Origin of the sequence: Blautia sp. MCC283 (assembly GCF_018785565.1) — a bacterium.
Taxonomy (GTDB): Bacteria; Bacillota; Clostridia; order Lachnospirales; family Lachnospiraceae; genus Blautia_A.
On sequence record NZ_WQQB01000069.1, the window covers coordinates 57653 to 72923 of the forward strand.

Here is a 15271-nt window from a genome sequence, read left to right on the forward strand (position 1 = left end):
GACCATGAAGAAAAAAACAGCGATCCTGCTTGTGGGAGCTTTGGCTCTTACAGCAGTTCTTTCCGGCTGCGGCAAAAACAAAGAGGCAACAGAGGCTGCCAATGAAAGTGTAGAGTCCGAAGATCCGGAAGGAAAAGCCAAAAACAGCGATGATGCAGAGGAAGAAGAAAAAGAGGAAGAAAAAGAAACAGCAGCTGCCGATAAGAAAGTAGGAGTATTTCTGCCTTCAGCTGCGGATGATTCCCGCTGGGCCCTGGATGGAGAAAGTCTTCAGACTGCACTGGAAGGAGACGGCTATGATGCGGAGATCTTTTTTGCAGATGAGGACAGTGATACACAGGTGTCACAGATCCAGTCCATTCTGGACGATGAAAAAACATCTGCCCTTGTGATTGCACCGGTAGATGCCTATGGCCTGAACGATGTGCTTGAACAGGCCTATGAGAAATCCATTCCTGTAATTTCCTATGATCAGCTGATCATGGATACGGATAAGATCAACTATTATGTTACTTTTGATACGAGAAAAGCAGGAAAAATGGTGGGAGATTCCATCATCAAAAAAATGGATCTGGAGAAAGCCAGAGAAGAAAAACGCACGCTGACCATCGAGTTCCTGATGGGTTCTCCGGATGACCGTGATGCACTGTTCTTTTATAATGGCGTGATGGAAAAACTTCAGGAATATTTCGATGACGGAACACTGGTGTGCACTTCAGGAAAGCAGACGCTTGATGATACTGCAGTGATGCGTTCCGGAAGAAATACCGCGAAGAACGATATGGCAGAGATCCTTTCCCAGAATTATACAGAAGGCACACCGGACATTATCTGCACAGGTGCCGATGACCTTGCTCTTGGTGCCGTTGATGCCCTGGAGGATGCTGGCCATGTGTCAGGTGAAGAGGGATGGCCAATGATCACTGGCTGTGGCTGTGAGGCAGAAGCAGTAACTGCTGTGATTGAGGGAAAACTTGCAGACAGTCTGTTCTTTGACAACCGCGTGCTGGCAAATGACTGTGTGACTATGGTGGACACTTTTCTGAAAGGGGAGAAACCAGAGATTTCTGATTACGAGCAGTATGACAACGGAACCAAGATCGTGGGAACTGTAACAAGCGATATCCAGCTGATCGATGCGGATAATTACCAGATGCTTGTGGATGACGGATATTATGATGAGGATGAGATTGTACCGGAAGCAACTCCGACACCGATTCCGACAGCAACACCGGAAGTTACGGTAACAGAAGAACCGGATAAAGATGTAACTCCTACACCGTCTGAGAAAGCTGACGGAGAAGATGACAAAACCACCCCGACACCGTCAGAAGAGGCTGGTGCTTCTGTGACTCCGACACCGGAAGCAGATGAAACGGCAACTCCGACACCTACAGAGAAAGCTTCCAAAGGTGCAGATGCATAAAACAAAATAAATATGGCAAAATAAAAATACTCCTGGAAACCGACATACGTAAGTTTCCAGGAGTATTTTTTATGATAAATCTTATTCGCGGAAAGTAAGCTTGCCACCTTCAATGGAATCAATGATGGCAAGGGATTCCAGATGGATACCCATATCACGGATGGTCTGTCCGCCGGACTGGAAGCCTTTTTCGATAACGATTCCGGCACCTTCCAGAGTTGCACCGGATTTCTTCACGATGTCGATCAGGCCAAGAAGTGCGCAGCCGTTTGCAAGAAAATCATCGATCAGGAGTACGTGATCTTCAGGACCAAGGAATTTCTTGGAAAGGATTACATCATAAACTTTCTTGTGTGTAAAGGATTCTACCTTGGTGGTATACATTTCACCGTCAAGGTTTACACTCTGTGCTTTCTTTGCAAATACAACCGGTACGTGGAAATACTGTGCCGCAATGCAGGCAATACCGATACCGGAAGCCTCGATGGTAAGGATCTTGGTGATTGGACAGTGGTCAAAACGTTTCTTGAATTCTTTACCGATCGCATTGATCAGGTCAATATCCATCTGATGATTCAGGAAGCTGTCCACTTTTAAAATATTTCCTTCTTTTACTACGCCGTCTGTCAGAATTCTGTCTTTTAAAAGCTGCATGAAATTTATCTCCTTTGATTTATCACATTAATGTATGTTTACTGCTCACGGACAGAGCAGTAATATTTTTAATATGTATCATACGACAATATTTGCGTGAGTGCAATTATTTTTGACAAAAAAACATAAAATTATTATAATAGATAAGATGACAAAGAAAGGAACAGACACGGATGAAAGAGTACGAAGTAATCTGGGAAATTTTTAACAAATGCCCGAGAAATCAGATGCGTGATGTATTTGTGGAAGAAGTGGAGATCGCAGATCCGGAAGCGTATGTGAAACAGAAATTTCAGGGAAAGGATGTCTCCTACGAGAAGACAGTACTGGAAGACGGAACCATCATTTTTGACATTCAGACATCCATGATCCGGCAGCGCTGTTCTTTCACGGAAATCTGAAGGAGGAATTACACATGAGTGATAAAAACGAAACGCATGTGCACGTTCTCGAGGATGGAACCGTTCTTGAACATACCCATGGGGAGCAGGAACATGTGCATACTCATAATGGCACACATCCTCATCATCACAGCCACGCACAGACCAAGGCTGTGCTCAACAGACTTTCCAGGGCCATCGGTCATATGGAATCCATCAAGCGCATGGTGGAGGACGGACGTGACTGCAGCGAGGTGCTGATCCAGCTGTCAGCCGTGAAATCTGCGATCAATAATACAGGCAAGATCATCCTGCAGGATCATATAGAGCACTGTATCGTGGATGCAGTGGAGCATGGAGACCGGGATGCTATCAAGGAACTGGAAAAAGCGATCGACAGATTTATGAAATAAGGTAAGGCGTTCATGAGCAAATCGTGAATGAGGAAAATGCACGGACAGAGAGCCAGTTCTGCCTGTGTAAATACAAAGAATGAGAGGAACCTATTATGGCAAAAGAGTGCAGCAATTCATCCTGCAACAAATCAAGCTGTGAAGGCTGCGGCCAGAAACAGCCCCAGAGCCTCATGGCAGAACCAAATGTTTTTTCTGACGTAAAACATGTGATCGGAGTTGTCAGCGGAAAGGGTGGCGTTGGTAAATCCTTCGTAACAGGCTCCCTGGCCAATCTGATGGCTTCCAAGGGATATAAAGTGGGCATTATGGATGCGGATATCACAGGTCCGTCCATCCCGAAGATGTATGGCATCAAGGGTAATGCACAGGGCAGTGACAACGGAATCTATCCGATGCCAACTGCAAACGGAATTGAGGTTATGTCTGTAAACCTTCTGCTTCCGGATGAGGAGACACCGGTAATCTGGAGAGGCCCGGTCCTTGCAAATATGGTAAAACAGTTCTGGAGTGATGTAATCTGGGGCGAGCTGGATTATCTCTTCGTAGATATGCCGCCAGGAACCGGAGATGTTCCGTTAACTGTATTCCAGTCCCTGCCGATTGACGGTGTTGTGATCGTTACTTCCCCGCAGGATCTGGTTCGCATGATCGTCAAGAAAGCCTACAATATGGCTGATATGATGAAAGTTCCGGTACTTGGAATCGTGGAGAACTACAGCTACGTGAAATGTCCGGACTGCGGAAAAGAGATCAAGGTCTTTGGCGAGAGCCATATCGATGAGATCGCCGCAGAACTTAAAGTTCCGGTACTTGGCAAGATGCCGATCGATGTGAAACTTGCAGAGCTTGCAGACAGCGGCCTGTTCAGCAAGATCGAGAACGAGTATATCACTGCGGCAGCAGATGTAATGCCGAAAGATGAAGCGTAAGGAATAAAAAGGCAATAACAGAAAAGACCATCGGAATCCGATACAATAAGGATTCCGATGGTCTCTTTTTAGATCTGGGAAAAATATTTCAGGAAGCACTGGGCGGCCTGAGAAAGCTGCAGCGCTTCATGGTGTGCGATCACGGCGCTTCTTGCAGGCAGCGGTGTTTTCAGGTGGACCGGTTCCAGGCCCGGGCGGTTGCGGAGCATATAGTCCGGGATACAGGCAATACCAAGTCCGATCTCCGCAAGGTCGATCAAAAGATCGTTGCTGTTCAGTTCCACCTCAGGCAGCAGCTTCAGTCCCTGGGCCGCAAACACCTGATGAAGGTATTCACTGGTAGTGCTTTTCGGAGCAAGCATCAGGATGGGATAATCCAGAAGGTTTTCCAGGGAAAGAGGCGTTTTTCCCATGGTAAAATAATCCGGGTTTGCTACGAAGATATCACGGAATTCCAGCACAGTCTGAAGTTTTGTGTGGGAAGAAAGCCGGGAGTTGGGGTAATTGGTGACGATCAGTTCTGCCTGGCCGTTTTCCAGAAGCTCCGCACATCCGATGGAAGTGATGTTGATGATCTTGATCCGCACTTCCGGGTGATCCTTGTGGAACCGGCGGAGATAAGGGATGAGGAAATAGCGGCACAGAGTATCGCTGGCACCGATCCGCAGCTGACCGGTAAGATTTCCCTCGCCGGAAAGGGCTGCCTCGCCTTCGTTAAGCATGGAAAGGGCCGGTTTTACGTGCTGGAGAAGAAGCTCTCCCTCAGGAGTCAGGATCACCCGTTTGGTGCTTCGAACGAACAGGGTGTGGCCCAGTTTTTTCTCCAGGTTTTTGACCGCCTGGCTGACTGCAGACTGGGAGATAAAAAGCTGTCTGGAAGCCTCCGAAAAACTTAGGGTTGTTGCTACATAGTAAAACACTTTGTAGAGTTCAAGATTGATATCCATATGTAAAAATCCTCCGCTTATAAATGATATAAGATATATTAATTTTACTAATGATATTTCCTATGATACTATATTTTCAGCAGAAAAGAAAGACAGAAATGCTTTCTGCACGTTTACCATCCTTATTATCGGATATAGAGAAAGGAGCCTTCTATGAGCAACGTAAGACGTGTGTATGTAGAAAAGAAACCTGCCTTTGCAGTAAAAGCAAAGGAACTGAAACATGAGATCAAACATTATCTTGGCATCAGCACTGTGACAGCAGTCCGTGAGCTGATCCGTTATGACGTGGAGAATATCTCCGATGAAGTATTTGAGAAAGCCTGCAAGACCGTATTTGCAGAGCCGCCGGTAGATGATCTGTATCTTGAGAAATTTGATGTGGCAGAGGGCGCACGTGTATTTTCCGTAGAATTCCTCCCTGGACAGTTTGACCAGAGAGCAGACTCCGCTGTACAGTGTGTACAGTTCCTGGATGAGAATGCGGCACCGATCATCCGCTCCGCAACTACTTATGTAATTGAGGGAACCGTTACAGACGCAGAGTTTGAGGCAATCAAACATCACTGCATTAACCCGGTGGATTCCCGTGAGACAGGACTTGAGAAACCGGAGACACTGGTAACCGTATTCCCGGACCCTGAGGATGTGAAGATCTTTGACGGATTCAAGGATATGGCAGAGGCTGATCTGAAAGAGCTGTACGCTTCTTTGAACCTTGCCATGACATTCAAGGATTTCCAGCATATCCAGAAATATTTTAAAAATGAAGAGAAACGTGATCCGTCCATGACAGAAATCCGTGTTCTGGATACTTACTGGTCTGATCACTGCCGACATACCACTTTCTCCACAGAGCTTACCAGCGTGAAGTTTGATGAAGGCGACTATAAAGCTCCAATCGAAAAAACATACGAAGAATATCTGGATGCCCATAAGAACATGTACAAAGACCGTGATGACAAATTTGTCTGCCTGATGGATCTGGCTCTTATGGCAATGAAGAAACTGAAAGCAGAAGGCAAACTTGCAGACCAGGAAGAGTCCGATGAGATCAATGCCTGCAGTATCGTGGTACCGGTGGATGTGGACGGAAAAGAAGAAGAGTGGCTGATCAACTTCAAGAACGAGACCCACAACCATCCGACCGAGATCGAGCCTTTTGGTGGTGCGGCTACCTGCCTTGGCGGTGCCATCCGTGACCCGCTTTCCGGACGTACCTATGTATATCAGGCAATGCGTGTAACCGGTGCGGCTGATCCGACTGTATCCGTAAAAGAAACTCTGAAGGGTAAACTTCCGCAGAAGAAACTTGTCCGCAGCGCAGCTCACGGTTACAGCTCCTACGGAAACCAGATCGGTCTTGCAACCGGTGCTGTAAAAGAAATCTATCATCCGGACTACGTTGCAAAACGTATGGAGATCGGTGCGGTTATGGGTGCTGCTCCGAGACGTGCGGTTATCCGTGAGAATTCCGATCCGGGAGATATCATCATCCTTCTTGGAGGACGTACCGGCCGTGACGGTATCGGTGGTGCTACCGGTTCTTCCAAGGTTCACACAGAGGCTTCCATTGAGGTCTGCGGCGCAGAGGTGCAGAAAGGTAATGCACCGACAGAGCGTAAGATCCAGAGAATGTTCCGCAGAGAAGAAGTCAGCCATATCATCAAGAAATGTAATGACTTCGGTGCGGGCGGTGTTTCTGTTGCCATCGGCGAGCTGGCACCAGGACTTCAGATCGACCTTGACAAAGTTCCGAAGAAGTATGCAGGTCTTGACGGAACTGAGATCGCCATCTCCGAGTCCCAGGAGCGTATGGCTGTTGTGGTTGACCCGAAAGATGTGGATACTTTCCTGAAATACGCAAATGAAGAGAATCTTGAGGCAGTTCCTGTTGCAGTTGTAACTAAGGAGCCACGCCTTGTCCTCAACTGGAGAGGAAAAGAGATCGTAAATATTTCCCGTGCATTCCTGGATACCAACGGTGCACATCAGGAGACTTCCGTTGAGGTTGAGATCCCGTCCAAAGACGGAAACCTTTTTGAAAAACGTCCGGATGTCACAGACGTAAAGAAAAAATGGCTGGATACTCTCGCTGACTTGAATGTATGCTCACAGAAAGGTCTTGTGGAGATGTTTGACGGCTCCATCGGCGCAGGCAGCGTATTTATGCCTCACGGTGGTAAATATCAGCTGACAGAGACACAGTCCATGGTTGCAAAAGTTCCGGTACAGAACGGAAAAACAGAGACAGTTACCATGATGAGCTACGGCTTCGATCCATACCTTTCCTCCTGGAGCCCGTATCATGGAGCATCTTACGCAGTAACAGAGTCTGTTGCCAAGATCGTTGCAACCGGTGGTGACTATAAGAAGATCCGCTTCACATTCCAGGAATACTTCCGTCGTATGACCGAAGATCCGAAGAGATGGAGCCAGCCGTTCTCCGCACTGCTTGGCGCTTATGCGGCACAGATCGGATTCGGCCTTCCTTCCATCGGCGGTAAGGACAGTATGTCCGGAACCTTCAATGACATTGATGTTCCTCCGACACTGGTATCTTTCGCAGTGGATGTTGCAAAAGTAAAAGACGTGATTACACCGGAGCTCAAAAAAGCAGGAAGCAAACTGGTATGGCTCCGTGCACCGAAGGACGCTTATGACCTTCCGGATTATCCGGCTCTTATGGAGCAGTATGACAAATTACATCAGGATATCCAGGCTGGCCGTGTGATCTCCGCATATGCACTTGACCGTCATGGAATCGCCGCAGCAGTCAGCAAGATGGCATTTGGTAACGGTATGGGCGTGAAGATCGAGCATAGCCTTGATCCAAGAGATTTCTTTGCCCCGGCATTCGGAGATATCATCTGCGAAGTTCCGGATGGAAAAGTCGGCGAGCTTGCTATCACTTACACAGTGATCGGTGAGGCTACAGACGATGCGAAATTCTCCTACGGCGATACTGAGATCACTCTGAAAGAGGCACTTTCCACATGGGAGGGCACTCTGGAGAACGTATTCAAGACAGCAGCAGGAACCGAGGATGTCAAAGCAGATGACGGTTCCCTTTACAAAGCAGACAGCATCTATGTATGCAAACATAAAGTGGCAAAACCATGCGTATTCATTCCGGTATTCCCTGGAACAAACTGCGAGTACGACAGCACCCGTGCATTTGAGAGAGCAGGCGCTGAAGTAGATGTAAAAGTATTCAAAAACCTGACAGCAGAAGATATCCATGATTCTGTGGAAATCTTTGAGAAAGCTATCAGTCAGGCACAGATGATCATGTTCCCGGGCGGATTTTCAGCAGGTGATGAGCCGGATGGATCTGCTAAATTCTTTGCAACTGCATTCCAGAACGAGAAGATCAAAGAAGCTGTTATGAAGCTTCTCAATGAGCGCGATGGTCTGGCACTTGGTATCTGCAATGGATTCCAGGCCCTGATCAAACTGGGACTGGTACCGTACGGCGAGATCTGTGGTCAGAAAGAGGATTCTCCGACACTGACCTACAACACCATCGGCCGTCATGTATCCAAGATGGTATATACCAAGGTTGTCAGCAACAAGTCTCCATGGCTTCAGAAAGCACAGCTTGGCGGTGTATACTGCAACCCGGCTTCCCACGGTGAGGGACGTTTCGTTGCAAATGATGAGTGGCTGAAGAAACTCAAAGAAAACGGACAGATCGCAACGGAGTATGTACCGGTAGATGAAACAGGCTATGAGGGCGAGTTCAATGTAAACGGTTCTTATATGAACATCGAAGGTATCACAAGCCCGGATGGACGTGTTCTCGGAAAGATGGCGCACAGCGAGCGTCGTGACGCAGGTGTGGCTGTAAATATCTATGGAGAGCAGGATATCAAGATTTTCGAATCTGGTGTAGAATACTTCAAGTAATATCCGTAAGCTTGCAGTGGCAGGGGATTTCAGACCTCCCTGCCACTGTAAAAATACAAAAAAACATATATTTTTTAAAAAATTAAAAAAAGTGAAAAAAAGTGTTGACACAAGTCAGAAACCATTATATAATAGCAAAGCGAGTTGCGGAACAGAAGAGTTCTTAAGACGAGCAACTGTTATGGGATCTTAGCTCAGCTGGGAGAGCATCTGCCTTACAAGCAGAGGGTCATAGGTTCGAGCCCTATAGGTCCCATGTTACAAAAAGATATGGCGAGATAGCTCAGTTGGCTAGAGCACACGGTTCATACCCGTGGTGTCGAGGGTTCGAATCCCCCTCTCGCTACTTAACAAAAGGTCTGAAGATTCAATTTTATTGGGTTTTCGGACTTTTTTTGTTATAAATTTCCGGCGGTCTGTGGTAAGACCAGATGTAAAAACTTAAGATTGACATTTTACATCGTTTTTTTTATCATAGTAAAAGAATAGACATAACGAATCATTTCGGGAAATGAGGATTGGATAATGAAAAAAAGAATGCTTTTTGTTTTCAACCCCAAAGCAGGAAAAGGAAGAATCAAGACGCATCTGCTGGACATTGTGGATATCTTTAATAAAGGTGGGTACGAAGTGATCATCCGTGCCACACAGGGACCGAAGGATGCTTATGAACAGGTGAAGGAATATGCGGATCAGGTGGATCTGATCGCCTGCAGTGGTGGTGATGGTACACTGGATGAAGTGGTTACTGGAATCGTGGAAGTGGGCAGCCAGACACCCATTGGCTATATCCCGGCAGGAAGCACCAATGATTTTGCCAACAGTCTGTTTATGCCGAAGAGTATGACTGCAGCTGCATCCATGATCATGGAGGAGCAGATCTATCACTGTGACATCGGTAAATTTAATAACCAGACATTTGCCTATGTGGCTGCGTTTGGACTGTTTACCAATGTTTCCTATGAGACAGACCAGGATCTGAAAAATATCCTGGGACATGTGGCCTATGTGCTGGAAGGGATGAAACAGCTTTTTGAGGTGAAATCCTATCATCTGAAAGTAACTTCCGATGAGCTGACCGTAGAGAATGATTTTATCTACGGCATGATCAGTAATTCCAGATCTGTAGGCGGTTTTAAGAACCTCACCGGAAAAAATGTGGATATGAATGACGGACTGTTTGAGGTGACACTGATCACCAACCCGAAGAATCCGCTGGAGCTTCAGGAGATCATGACTGCACTTCTCACCGCAGAAGATAATACAGATCTGATCTATTCTTTCAAATCCGCACATGTTGTGATTGAGTCGGAGGAGGCTGTTCCGTGGACGCTGGACGGAGAATTCGGAGGAGACCAGACCCGTGTGGAGATCGATAATCTTCATGAGGCCATGAACCTTTATCTCACCAGCAGTAAGAAACAGAAAAAAAGCCGGCTGAACCAGAAAATGCAGGAGCTCAAGGAGATCACCCAGAACAGCGAAGAATGATCCGGGCATCCGAGGACAAGGTGATCATACAGAGGTGAAAACGTCTTTCCTCATAAGAAAGACTGGATATACAGGAACGAAAAGGAGGAAGAAATGGGAGATTATATCAACGTAAAGGAAATCTTTGGCTGCGATGTATTTAACGATTCTGTTATGCAGGACCGTCTGCCGAAGAAGGTATACCGCGAACTGAAAAAGACAATAGAAGAGGGCAAGGAGCTGTCTATGGAGATCGCTGATGTGGTTGCACATGAGATGAAGGAATGGGCCATCGAGAAGGGTGCCACTCATTATTGTCACTGGTTTCAGCCGCTGACAGGCGTTACTGCCGAGAAGCATGATGCATTTGTCACAGCACCAAGAGAAGATGGCAAGGTACTCTTAAGCTTTTCCGGCAAGGAGCTGATCAAGGGTGAGCCGGATGCATCTTCATTCCCGTCCGGAGGACTTCGCGCAACATTCGAGGCCAGAGGCTATACAACATGGGATTGTACATCACCGGCCTTTGTACGTCATGACGCAGCCGGCGGAATCTTATGTATCCCTACTGCATTCTGCTCCTACACAGGAGAGGCACTTGACCAGAAAACACCGCTTCTTCGTTCCATGGAAGCAATCAATACACAGGCACTTCGACTTCTCCGCCTTTTCGGAAATACAACTTCCAAAAAAGTAACGCCTTCCGTTGGAGCTGAGCAGGAATATTTCCTGGTTGACAAACAGAAATGGCTCCAGAGAAAAGACCTGATCTACACAGGAAGAACACTTTTCGGTGCCATGCCTCCGAAAGGACAGGAGATGGATGACCATTATTTCGGAACCATCCGTCAGAGAATCTCCGCATACATGAAAGAAGTCAACGAGGAGTGCTGGAAACTGGGCGTAACAGCCAAGACACAGCATAACGAGGTTGCACCTGCACAGCATGAGCTGGCACCGATCTACGCACCGGTAAATATTGCGGCAGATCACAACCAGATCATGATGCGTATCCTCAAAAAAGTTGCAAGCCGCCATGGTATGCGCTGCCTGCTTCATGAGAAACCATTTGCAGGAGTTAATGGTTCCGGTAAGCACAATAACTGGTCCCTGACAACGGATGACGGGATCAACCTTCTTGAGCCGGGAAAAACTCCTCATGAGAATATCCAGTTCCTTCTTGTTCTCACCTGTATCCTGAAAGCCGTTGATGAGCACGCAGATCTTCTGAGAGAGTCTGCAGCAGACGTTGGAAACGATGAACGTCTCGGTGGAAATGAAGCACCGCCTGCAGTTATCTCCGTATTCCTCGGTGAGCAGCTTCAGGATGTGCTGGAGCAGCTGATCAGCACAGGTACCGCCACACACAGTAAGACCGGCGAGATCCTGGATACCGGTGTTAAGACACTTCCGGATTTCATGAAGGATGCTACAGACCGAAACAGAACCTCACCGTTTGCATTCACAGGAAACAAATTCGAGTTCCGTATGGTAGGTTCCCGTGATTCTATTTCCGAGTGCAACGTTGTACTGAACACCATTGCGGCAGAAGTATTCCGCGAGGCATGCGACCGTCTGGAAGCAGCAGAAGATTTTGACACCGCAGTACATGACCTGATCAAAGAGTACGCAACGGAGCATCAGCGTATTGTATTCAACGGAAACGGATATGCACCGGAGTGGGAGGCAGAGGCAAAGAGACGTGGGCTTCCGATCCTTCCGTCCATGGTAGATGCCATCCCTGCACTGACTACAGACAAGGCTGTGAAGCTTTTTGAATCCTTCAATGTATTCACAAGAGCAGAGCTTGAGTCCAGAGCAGAGATCCAGTACGAAGGCTATGCAAAAGCCATCAACATCGAGGCTAAGACCATGGTGGATATCGCAACCAAGCAGATCATCCCTGCAGTCATCCGTTACACAACCGTTCTTGCAGAGTCCATCAATTCTGTAAAAGCAGTAAGTGCAGCACTTGATGTCAGCGTACAGACAAGCCTTCTGGAAAAATCCTCCACCCTTCTCGCAGAGACCAAGGCAGCTATGGATAAACTTTCCGGACTGATCGCAGAGGCAGAAGCTCATGAAGAGGGACGTGACCGTGCCGTATTCTTCAGAGAGAGTGTTGTACCGGCAATGAAAGCATTAAGAAAACCGGTCGATGAGCTTGAGATGATCGTGGATAAAGATATGTGGCCGATGCCATCTTACGGCGATCTGATCTTTGAGGTATGATCGGCTGAATAAAATACAGGAAATAAGAGATGTTCCCTGAATGCAGAGGCATCTTTGAAAGCAAATGACGGGACGGATGTAAGATCTGTCCCGTTTTTTACCTGGCGGAGAGAGAAACTGTTAGGTTTTTATCCGCTTGAATCAGATTCAGGAGTAAATATATGAAAGAATTAGAATTTTTAAAAGAACAAAACGTTTCCGAAGACCTGATCCATGGCGTCGAGGAATTCCGAAAAAATTATGGCGTTGATGAAGCGGCCGCAGCCAGAGTCACCAGACCGTCCATTCCGTTCTATGGAAAAGAAATCCTGGAAATGGCCATCGCAGGTCTTCTGGAGGGGGAAAATCTCCTCCTTGCAGGTCCGAAAGCCACCGGAAAAAATATCCTGGCCGAAAATCTGGCTTATGCTTTTGGCCGCCCGATCTATAATGTATCGTTTCATGTCAACACAAACAGCGGGGATCTCATCGGAACGGACACGTTTGTAAACAATGAAGTATGCCTCCGGAAGGGCAGCATCTACCAGTGTGCCGAGTACGGTGGTTTCGGTATCCTGGATGAGATCAACATGGCAAAGAACGATGCGGTCTCAGTCCTTCACGCAACGCTGGACTACCGCCGTTCCATTGATGTTCCTGGATATGACAGGATTGATCTCCATCCGGCGGCACGTTTTATCGGAACCATGAATTATGGATATGCAGGAACAAAAGAGCTGAACGAAGCCCTTGTTTCCCGTTTTCTGGTGATCGATATGCCGGCCCAGACAGAGGAAACTTTAGGGTTCATTTTTAACAAAATGTTCCCGGAAGCAAAAGAAAAAGCAGTGGAACAGTTTATCGGCGTTTTTATGGACCTTCAGAAAAAATCTGTAAACAGTGAGATTTCCACAAAATCCCTGGATCTCCGCGGCCTTCTGGCTTCCATGAAAATCGTCCGCGCGGGACTTTCTCCCCTGGCTGCAGTGCAGATGGGAGTGGTGAACAAAACCTTCGATATTTTTGAAAAAGAGATCGTGGACGATGTAGTCCGTACAAGGATCCCGGAAGAGTGGACAAAGGACGATGTCTATGCGTAAAGATCTGACAGAAGAACTTTCCATTGAAGATTACAAACTGGATCTGGAAAACCGCATCCGGAATCTTCTCTGGACGGTCAGTGGAGATTACACCCTGGAAGTAAAGCCGGATGTATCCCTGTTTCTCCGCTCCAAAGAGATCGCACTTTACGACGGGATCAAACAGGGCGCTTTTGCCAGATATTTTGACAAAAACCTTCTTGGCCTTTACCTTGTGAAAAAGATCTATCTGGATGCGTCGGAGGCGGAACTTACCGGGCTGACACAGCTTTGCATCGAGGCAGCAGTGGGAACGCGGATCTGCGAGGAACGCCCGGGCGTGCGCCGTATGCGGAAAAAAGCGCTGGAAGATATCCTGGATCAGGAATATGAAACCCTGCCTTCCTATGATAAACTGCTGGATCGGCTGAAAGTCGCGGTATTCCGTGACGTTCTTGCAGGAAGTGTGCAACCTGTGGAGAAAAAACTTTCCGCATTCCGGGATCAGATCTATGCCTGTGCAGAAACCGGAGATACCATGGAACTGATCCGGATCATTGACAGGCTTTATAATACAGTGATCGATCCGGATTTTGAGAAGAAAAACGGTTCTCTGGATCGGGTAATGGCAGTGACGCTTGAGGAACTGACGGAATTCGGCTGGGAAGACTATCTCAACGAAGAGATGTATGAGGATGCCCTGGAAAACTATGTGGAAAAGATTACGGACCGGATGACAGATCTTGAGGATTCTTCCCTTACTGAAGATATGGAGGAAAAGCGCAAGGTAAAAAACAAGATCACAGTGGTTTCCGAGGAGGCACTTAAGAAAGCCCACACCTATGTGGAACTGAACTTTGGAAGAAGTTATCTTTCACCGGCAGAAGAAAAAAGAATGAATTATCTGATGTGCCGGGGGATTCACGGGGACTGTACGTTATATTTTACCGAAGGGATCCTGAAAAATCCGGTCCGGGACAATTACCAGTACCAGTATGCCAAACGTCTCCGCAATAAGAACATATGGGTCTATCATGACAAGCACAGGATTGCGAAACGGAATATTTCCATGCTGACGGAACTTCTGAAAAAAGCACTGGTGATCCGAAGTGAAAACCAGGAAGTCCTCTCAGACCGGGGAACCATCGTTCCTTCCAGGCTGTGGCGTGTAGGAAGAAGCAGCGAGGCGAATCTTTTTAAACGGATCCTCCGTGGGGATAATACGGATTTTGTGGTAGATGTGCTGATCGATGCCAGCGGTTCCCAGATGAGCCGACAGGGAGATGTGGCGTTGCAGGCCTATATGATCAGTTCTGCCTTAAGTAATGTGGACATCCCCCACCGGGTTATGAGTTACTGTACATTCTGGGATCATACCATCCTGCACAGGTTTCGGGAGTATGAGGATCCGGTCGCGGCAGATGATGATATTTTCAATTATGTGACTTCATCTAACAACCGCGACGGGCTTGCCATAAAAGCAGTGGGATACGGCCTTTTACAGAGAGAAGAGGAGAAAAAGATCCTGATCATCTTAAGTGACGGCCGTCCTTATGATGTGATCATAAACCGTCCCAATGCAAAAAATCCGGCACCTTATCAGGGAAAATATGCTATTGCGGATACCGCAACAGAAGTGCGCCGCCTCCGCAGCCAGGGGGTCAGTGTTCTGGGAGTATTTGCGGGAGAAGAGAAGGACCTTGCAGCGGAAAAGAAGATCTTTGGAAAGGATTTTGCCTATATCCGGGATATCGGAAATTTTTCCAAGATCGTAGGACGATATCTGACAAAACAGCTGGAAGCAGATAACTGAAAAAAAACGACATTTTTTTCGGAATGTATAATATTCA

The 15271-nt window shown here is 47.2% G+C and carries 11 protein-coding genes and 2 tRNA genes; 11 read left to right on the top strand and 2 right to left on the bottom strand.

What is annotated here, in order from left to right:
- Positions 1–4 precede the first annotated feature (4 nt).
- The gene (locus GPK81_RS16785; protein ID WP_215707383.1) at positions 5–1426 is read left to right on the top strand and encodes a substrate-binding domain-containing protein; all 1422 of its coding nucleotides are present in this window, start codon (positions 5–7) and stop codon (positions 1424–1426) included.
- Between the two features lie 81 nt (positions 1427–1507).
- On the opposite strand, the gene GPK81_RS16790 is transcribed toward GPK81_RS16785, so the two are convergent.
- Positions 1508–2080 (bottom strand): xanthine phosphoribosyltransferase, encoded by a 573-nt coding sequence (locus GPK81_RS16790; protein WP_118071076.1) that lies wholly within the window; start codon positions 2078–2080, stop codon positions 1508–1510.
- 173 nt (positions 2081–2253) lie between these two features.
- On the opposite strand from GPK81_RS16790, the gene GPK81_RS16795 reads away from it, so the two are divergent.
- The 3 genes from GPK81_RS16795 to GPK81_RS16805 all read left to right on the top strand — a co-directional run bounded on the left by GPK81_RS16795 (position 2254) and on the right by GPK81_RS16805 (position 3805).
- Complete coding sequence (locus tag GPK81_RS16795) at positions 2254–2481, top strand: hypothetical protein (protein WP_015526956.1); 228 nt, start codon at positions 2254–2256, stop codon at positions 2479–2481.
- A gap of 14 nt (positions 2482–2495) precedes the next feature.
- Positions 2496–2873, top strand: a complete 378-nt coding sequence (locus GPK81_RS16800) for a metal-sensing transcriptional repressor (protein ID WP_021976076.1) — start codon at positions 2496–2498, stop codon at positions 2871–2873.
- Between the two features lie 95 nt (positions 2874–2968).
- Positions 2969–3805 (top strand): Mrp/NBP35 family ATP-binding protein, encoded by an 837-nt coding sequence (locus GPK81_RS16805; protein ID WP_021976075.1) that lies wholly within the window; start codon positions 2969–2971, stop codon positions 3803–3805.
- A 68-nt stretch (positions 3806–3873) separates the two neighbouring features.
- Here the strand turns inward: GPK81_RS16805 and GPK81_RS16810 are convergent, their stop codons facing one another.
- Positions 3874–4752, bottom strand: coding sequence for a LysR family transcriptional regulator (locus GPK81_RS16810; protein WP_021976074.1), 879 nt, complete (start codon positions 4750–4752; stop codon positions 3874–3876).
- 153 nt (positions 4753–4905) lie between these two features.
- Here GPK81_RS16810 and GPK81_RS16815 point away from each other — a divergent pair, with 153 nt between their 5' ends.
- The 7 genes from GPK81_RS16815 to GPK81_RS16845 all read left to right on the top strand — a co-directional run bounded on the left by GPK81_RS16815 (position 4906) and on the right by GPK81_RS16845 (position 15234).
- The gene (locus GPK81_RS16815; RefSeq protein ID WP_215707384.1) at positions 4906–8661 is read left to right on the top strand and encodes a phosphoribosylformylglycinamidine synthase; all 3756 of its coding nucleotides are present in this window, start codon (positions 4906–4908) and stop codon (positions 8659–8661) included.
- A 183-nt stretch (positions 8662–8844) separates the two neighbouring features.
- Positions 8845–8917 (top strand) — tRNA-Val (locus GPK81_RS16820).
- Between the two features lie 16 nt (positions 8918–8933).
- Positions 8934–9007, top strand: a tRNA-Met gene (locus GPK81_RS16825).
- Positions 9008–9186: 179 nt separating this feature from the next.
- Positions 9187–10152: a diacylglycerol/lipid kinase family protein gene (locus GPK81_RS16830; protein ID WP_118062111.1), complete on the top strand. Its 966-nt coding sequence runs from the start codon at positions 9187–9189 to the stop codon at positions 10150–10152.
- A gap of 93 nt (positions 10153–10245) precedes the next feature.
- Entirely contained in the window at positions 10246–12363 is a 2118-nt protein-coding gene (locus tag GPK81_RS16835) for a glutamine synthetase III family protein (RefSeq protein ID WP_174087962.1), read from the top strand.
- Positions 12364–12524: 161 nt separating this feature from the next.
- Positions 12525–13442, top strand: coding sequence for an AAA family ATPase (locus GPK81_RS16840; protein WP_215707385.1), 918 nt, complete (start codon positions 12525–12527; stop codon positions 13440–13442).
- Positions 13435–15234 (top strand): hypothetical protein, encoded by a 1800-nt coding sequence (locus tag GPK81_RS16845; protein WP_021977265.1) that lies wholly within the window; start codon positions 13435–13437, stop codon positions 15232–15234. Before GPK81_RS16840 ends, GPK81_RS16845 begins: the two co-directional genes overlap by 8 nt.
- Positions 15235–15271: the final 37 nt, after the last annotated feature.

Excerpts from the sequence above, each read along its gene's own strand:
- GPK81_RS16815 (WP_215707384.1), top strand. The coding sequence starts at position 4,906 with ATGAGCAACGTAAGACGTGTGTATGTAGAAAAGAAACCTGCCTTTGCA.
- GPK81_RS16805 (WP_021976075.1), top strand. The coding sequence starts at position 2,969 with ATGGCAAAAGAGTGCAGCAATTCATCCTGCAACAAATCAAGCTGTGAA.
- GPK81_RS16840 (WP_215707385.1), top strand. The coding sequence starts at position 12,525 with ATGAAAGAATTAGAATTTTTAAAAGAACAAAACGTTTCCGAAGACCTG.
- GPK81_RS16800 (WP_021976076.1), top strand. The coding sequence starts at position 2,496 with ATGAGTGATAAAAACGAAACGCATGTGCACGTTCTCGAGGATGGAACC.
- GPK81_RS16835 (WP_174087962.1), top strand. The coding sequence starts at position 10,246 with ATGGGAGATTATATCAACGTAAAGGAAATCTTTGGCTGCGATGTATTT.
- GPK81_RS16790 (WP_118071076.1), bottom strand. The coding sequence starts at position 2,080 with ATGCAGCTTTTAAAAGACAGAATTCTGACAGACGGCGTAGTAAAAGAA.
- GPK81_RS16795 (WP_015526956.1), top strand. The coding sequence starts at position 2,254 with ATGAAAGAGTACGAAGTAATCTGGGAAATTTTTAACAAATGCCCGAGA.
- GPK81_RS16785 (WP_215707383.1), top strand. The coding sequence starts at position 5 with ATGAAGAAAAAAACAGCGATCCTGCTTGTGGGAGCTTTGGCTCTTACA.
- GPK81_RS16810 (WP_021976074.1), bottom strand. The coding sequence starts at position 4,752 with ATGGATATCAATCTTGAACTCTACAAAGTGTTTTACTATGTAGCAACA.
- GPK81_RS16845 (WP_021977265.1), top strand. The coding sequence starts at position 13,435 with ATGCGTAAAGATCTGACAGAAGAACTTTCCATTGAAGATTACAAACTG.
- GPK81_RS16830 (WP_118062111.1), top strand. The coding sequence starts at position 9,187 with ATGAAAAAAAGAATGCTTTTTGTTTTCAACCCCAAAGCAGGAAAAGGA.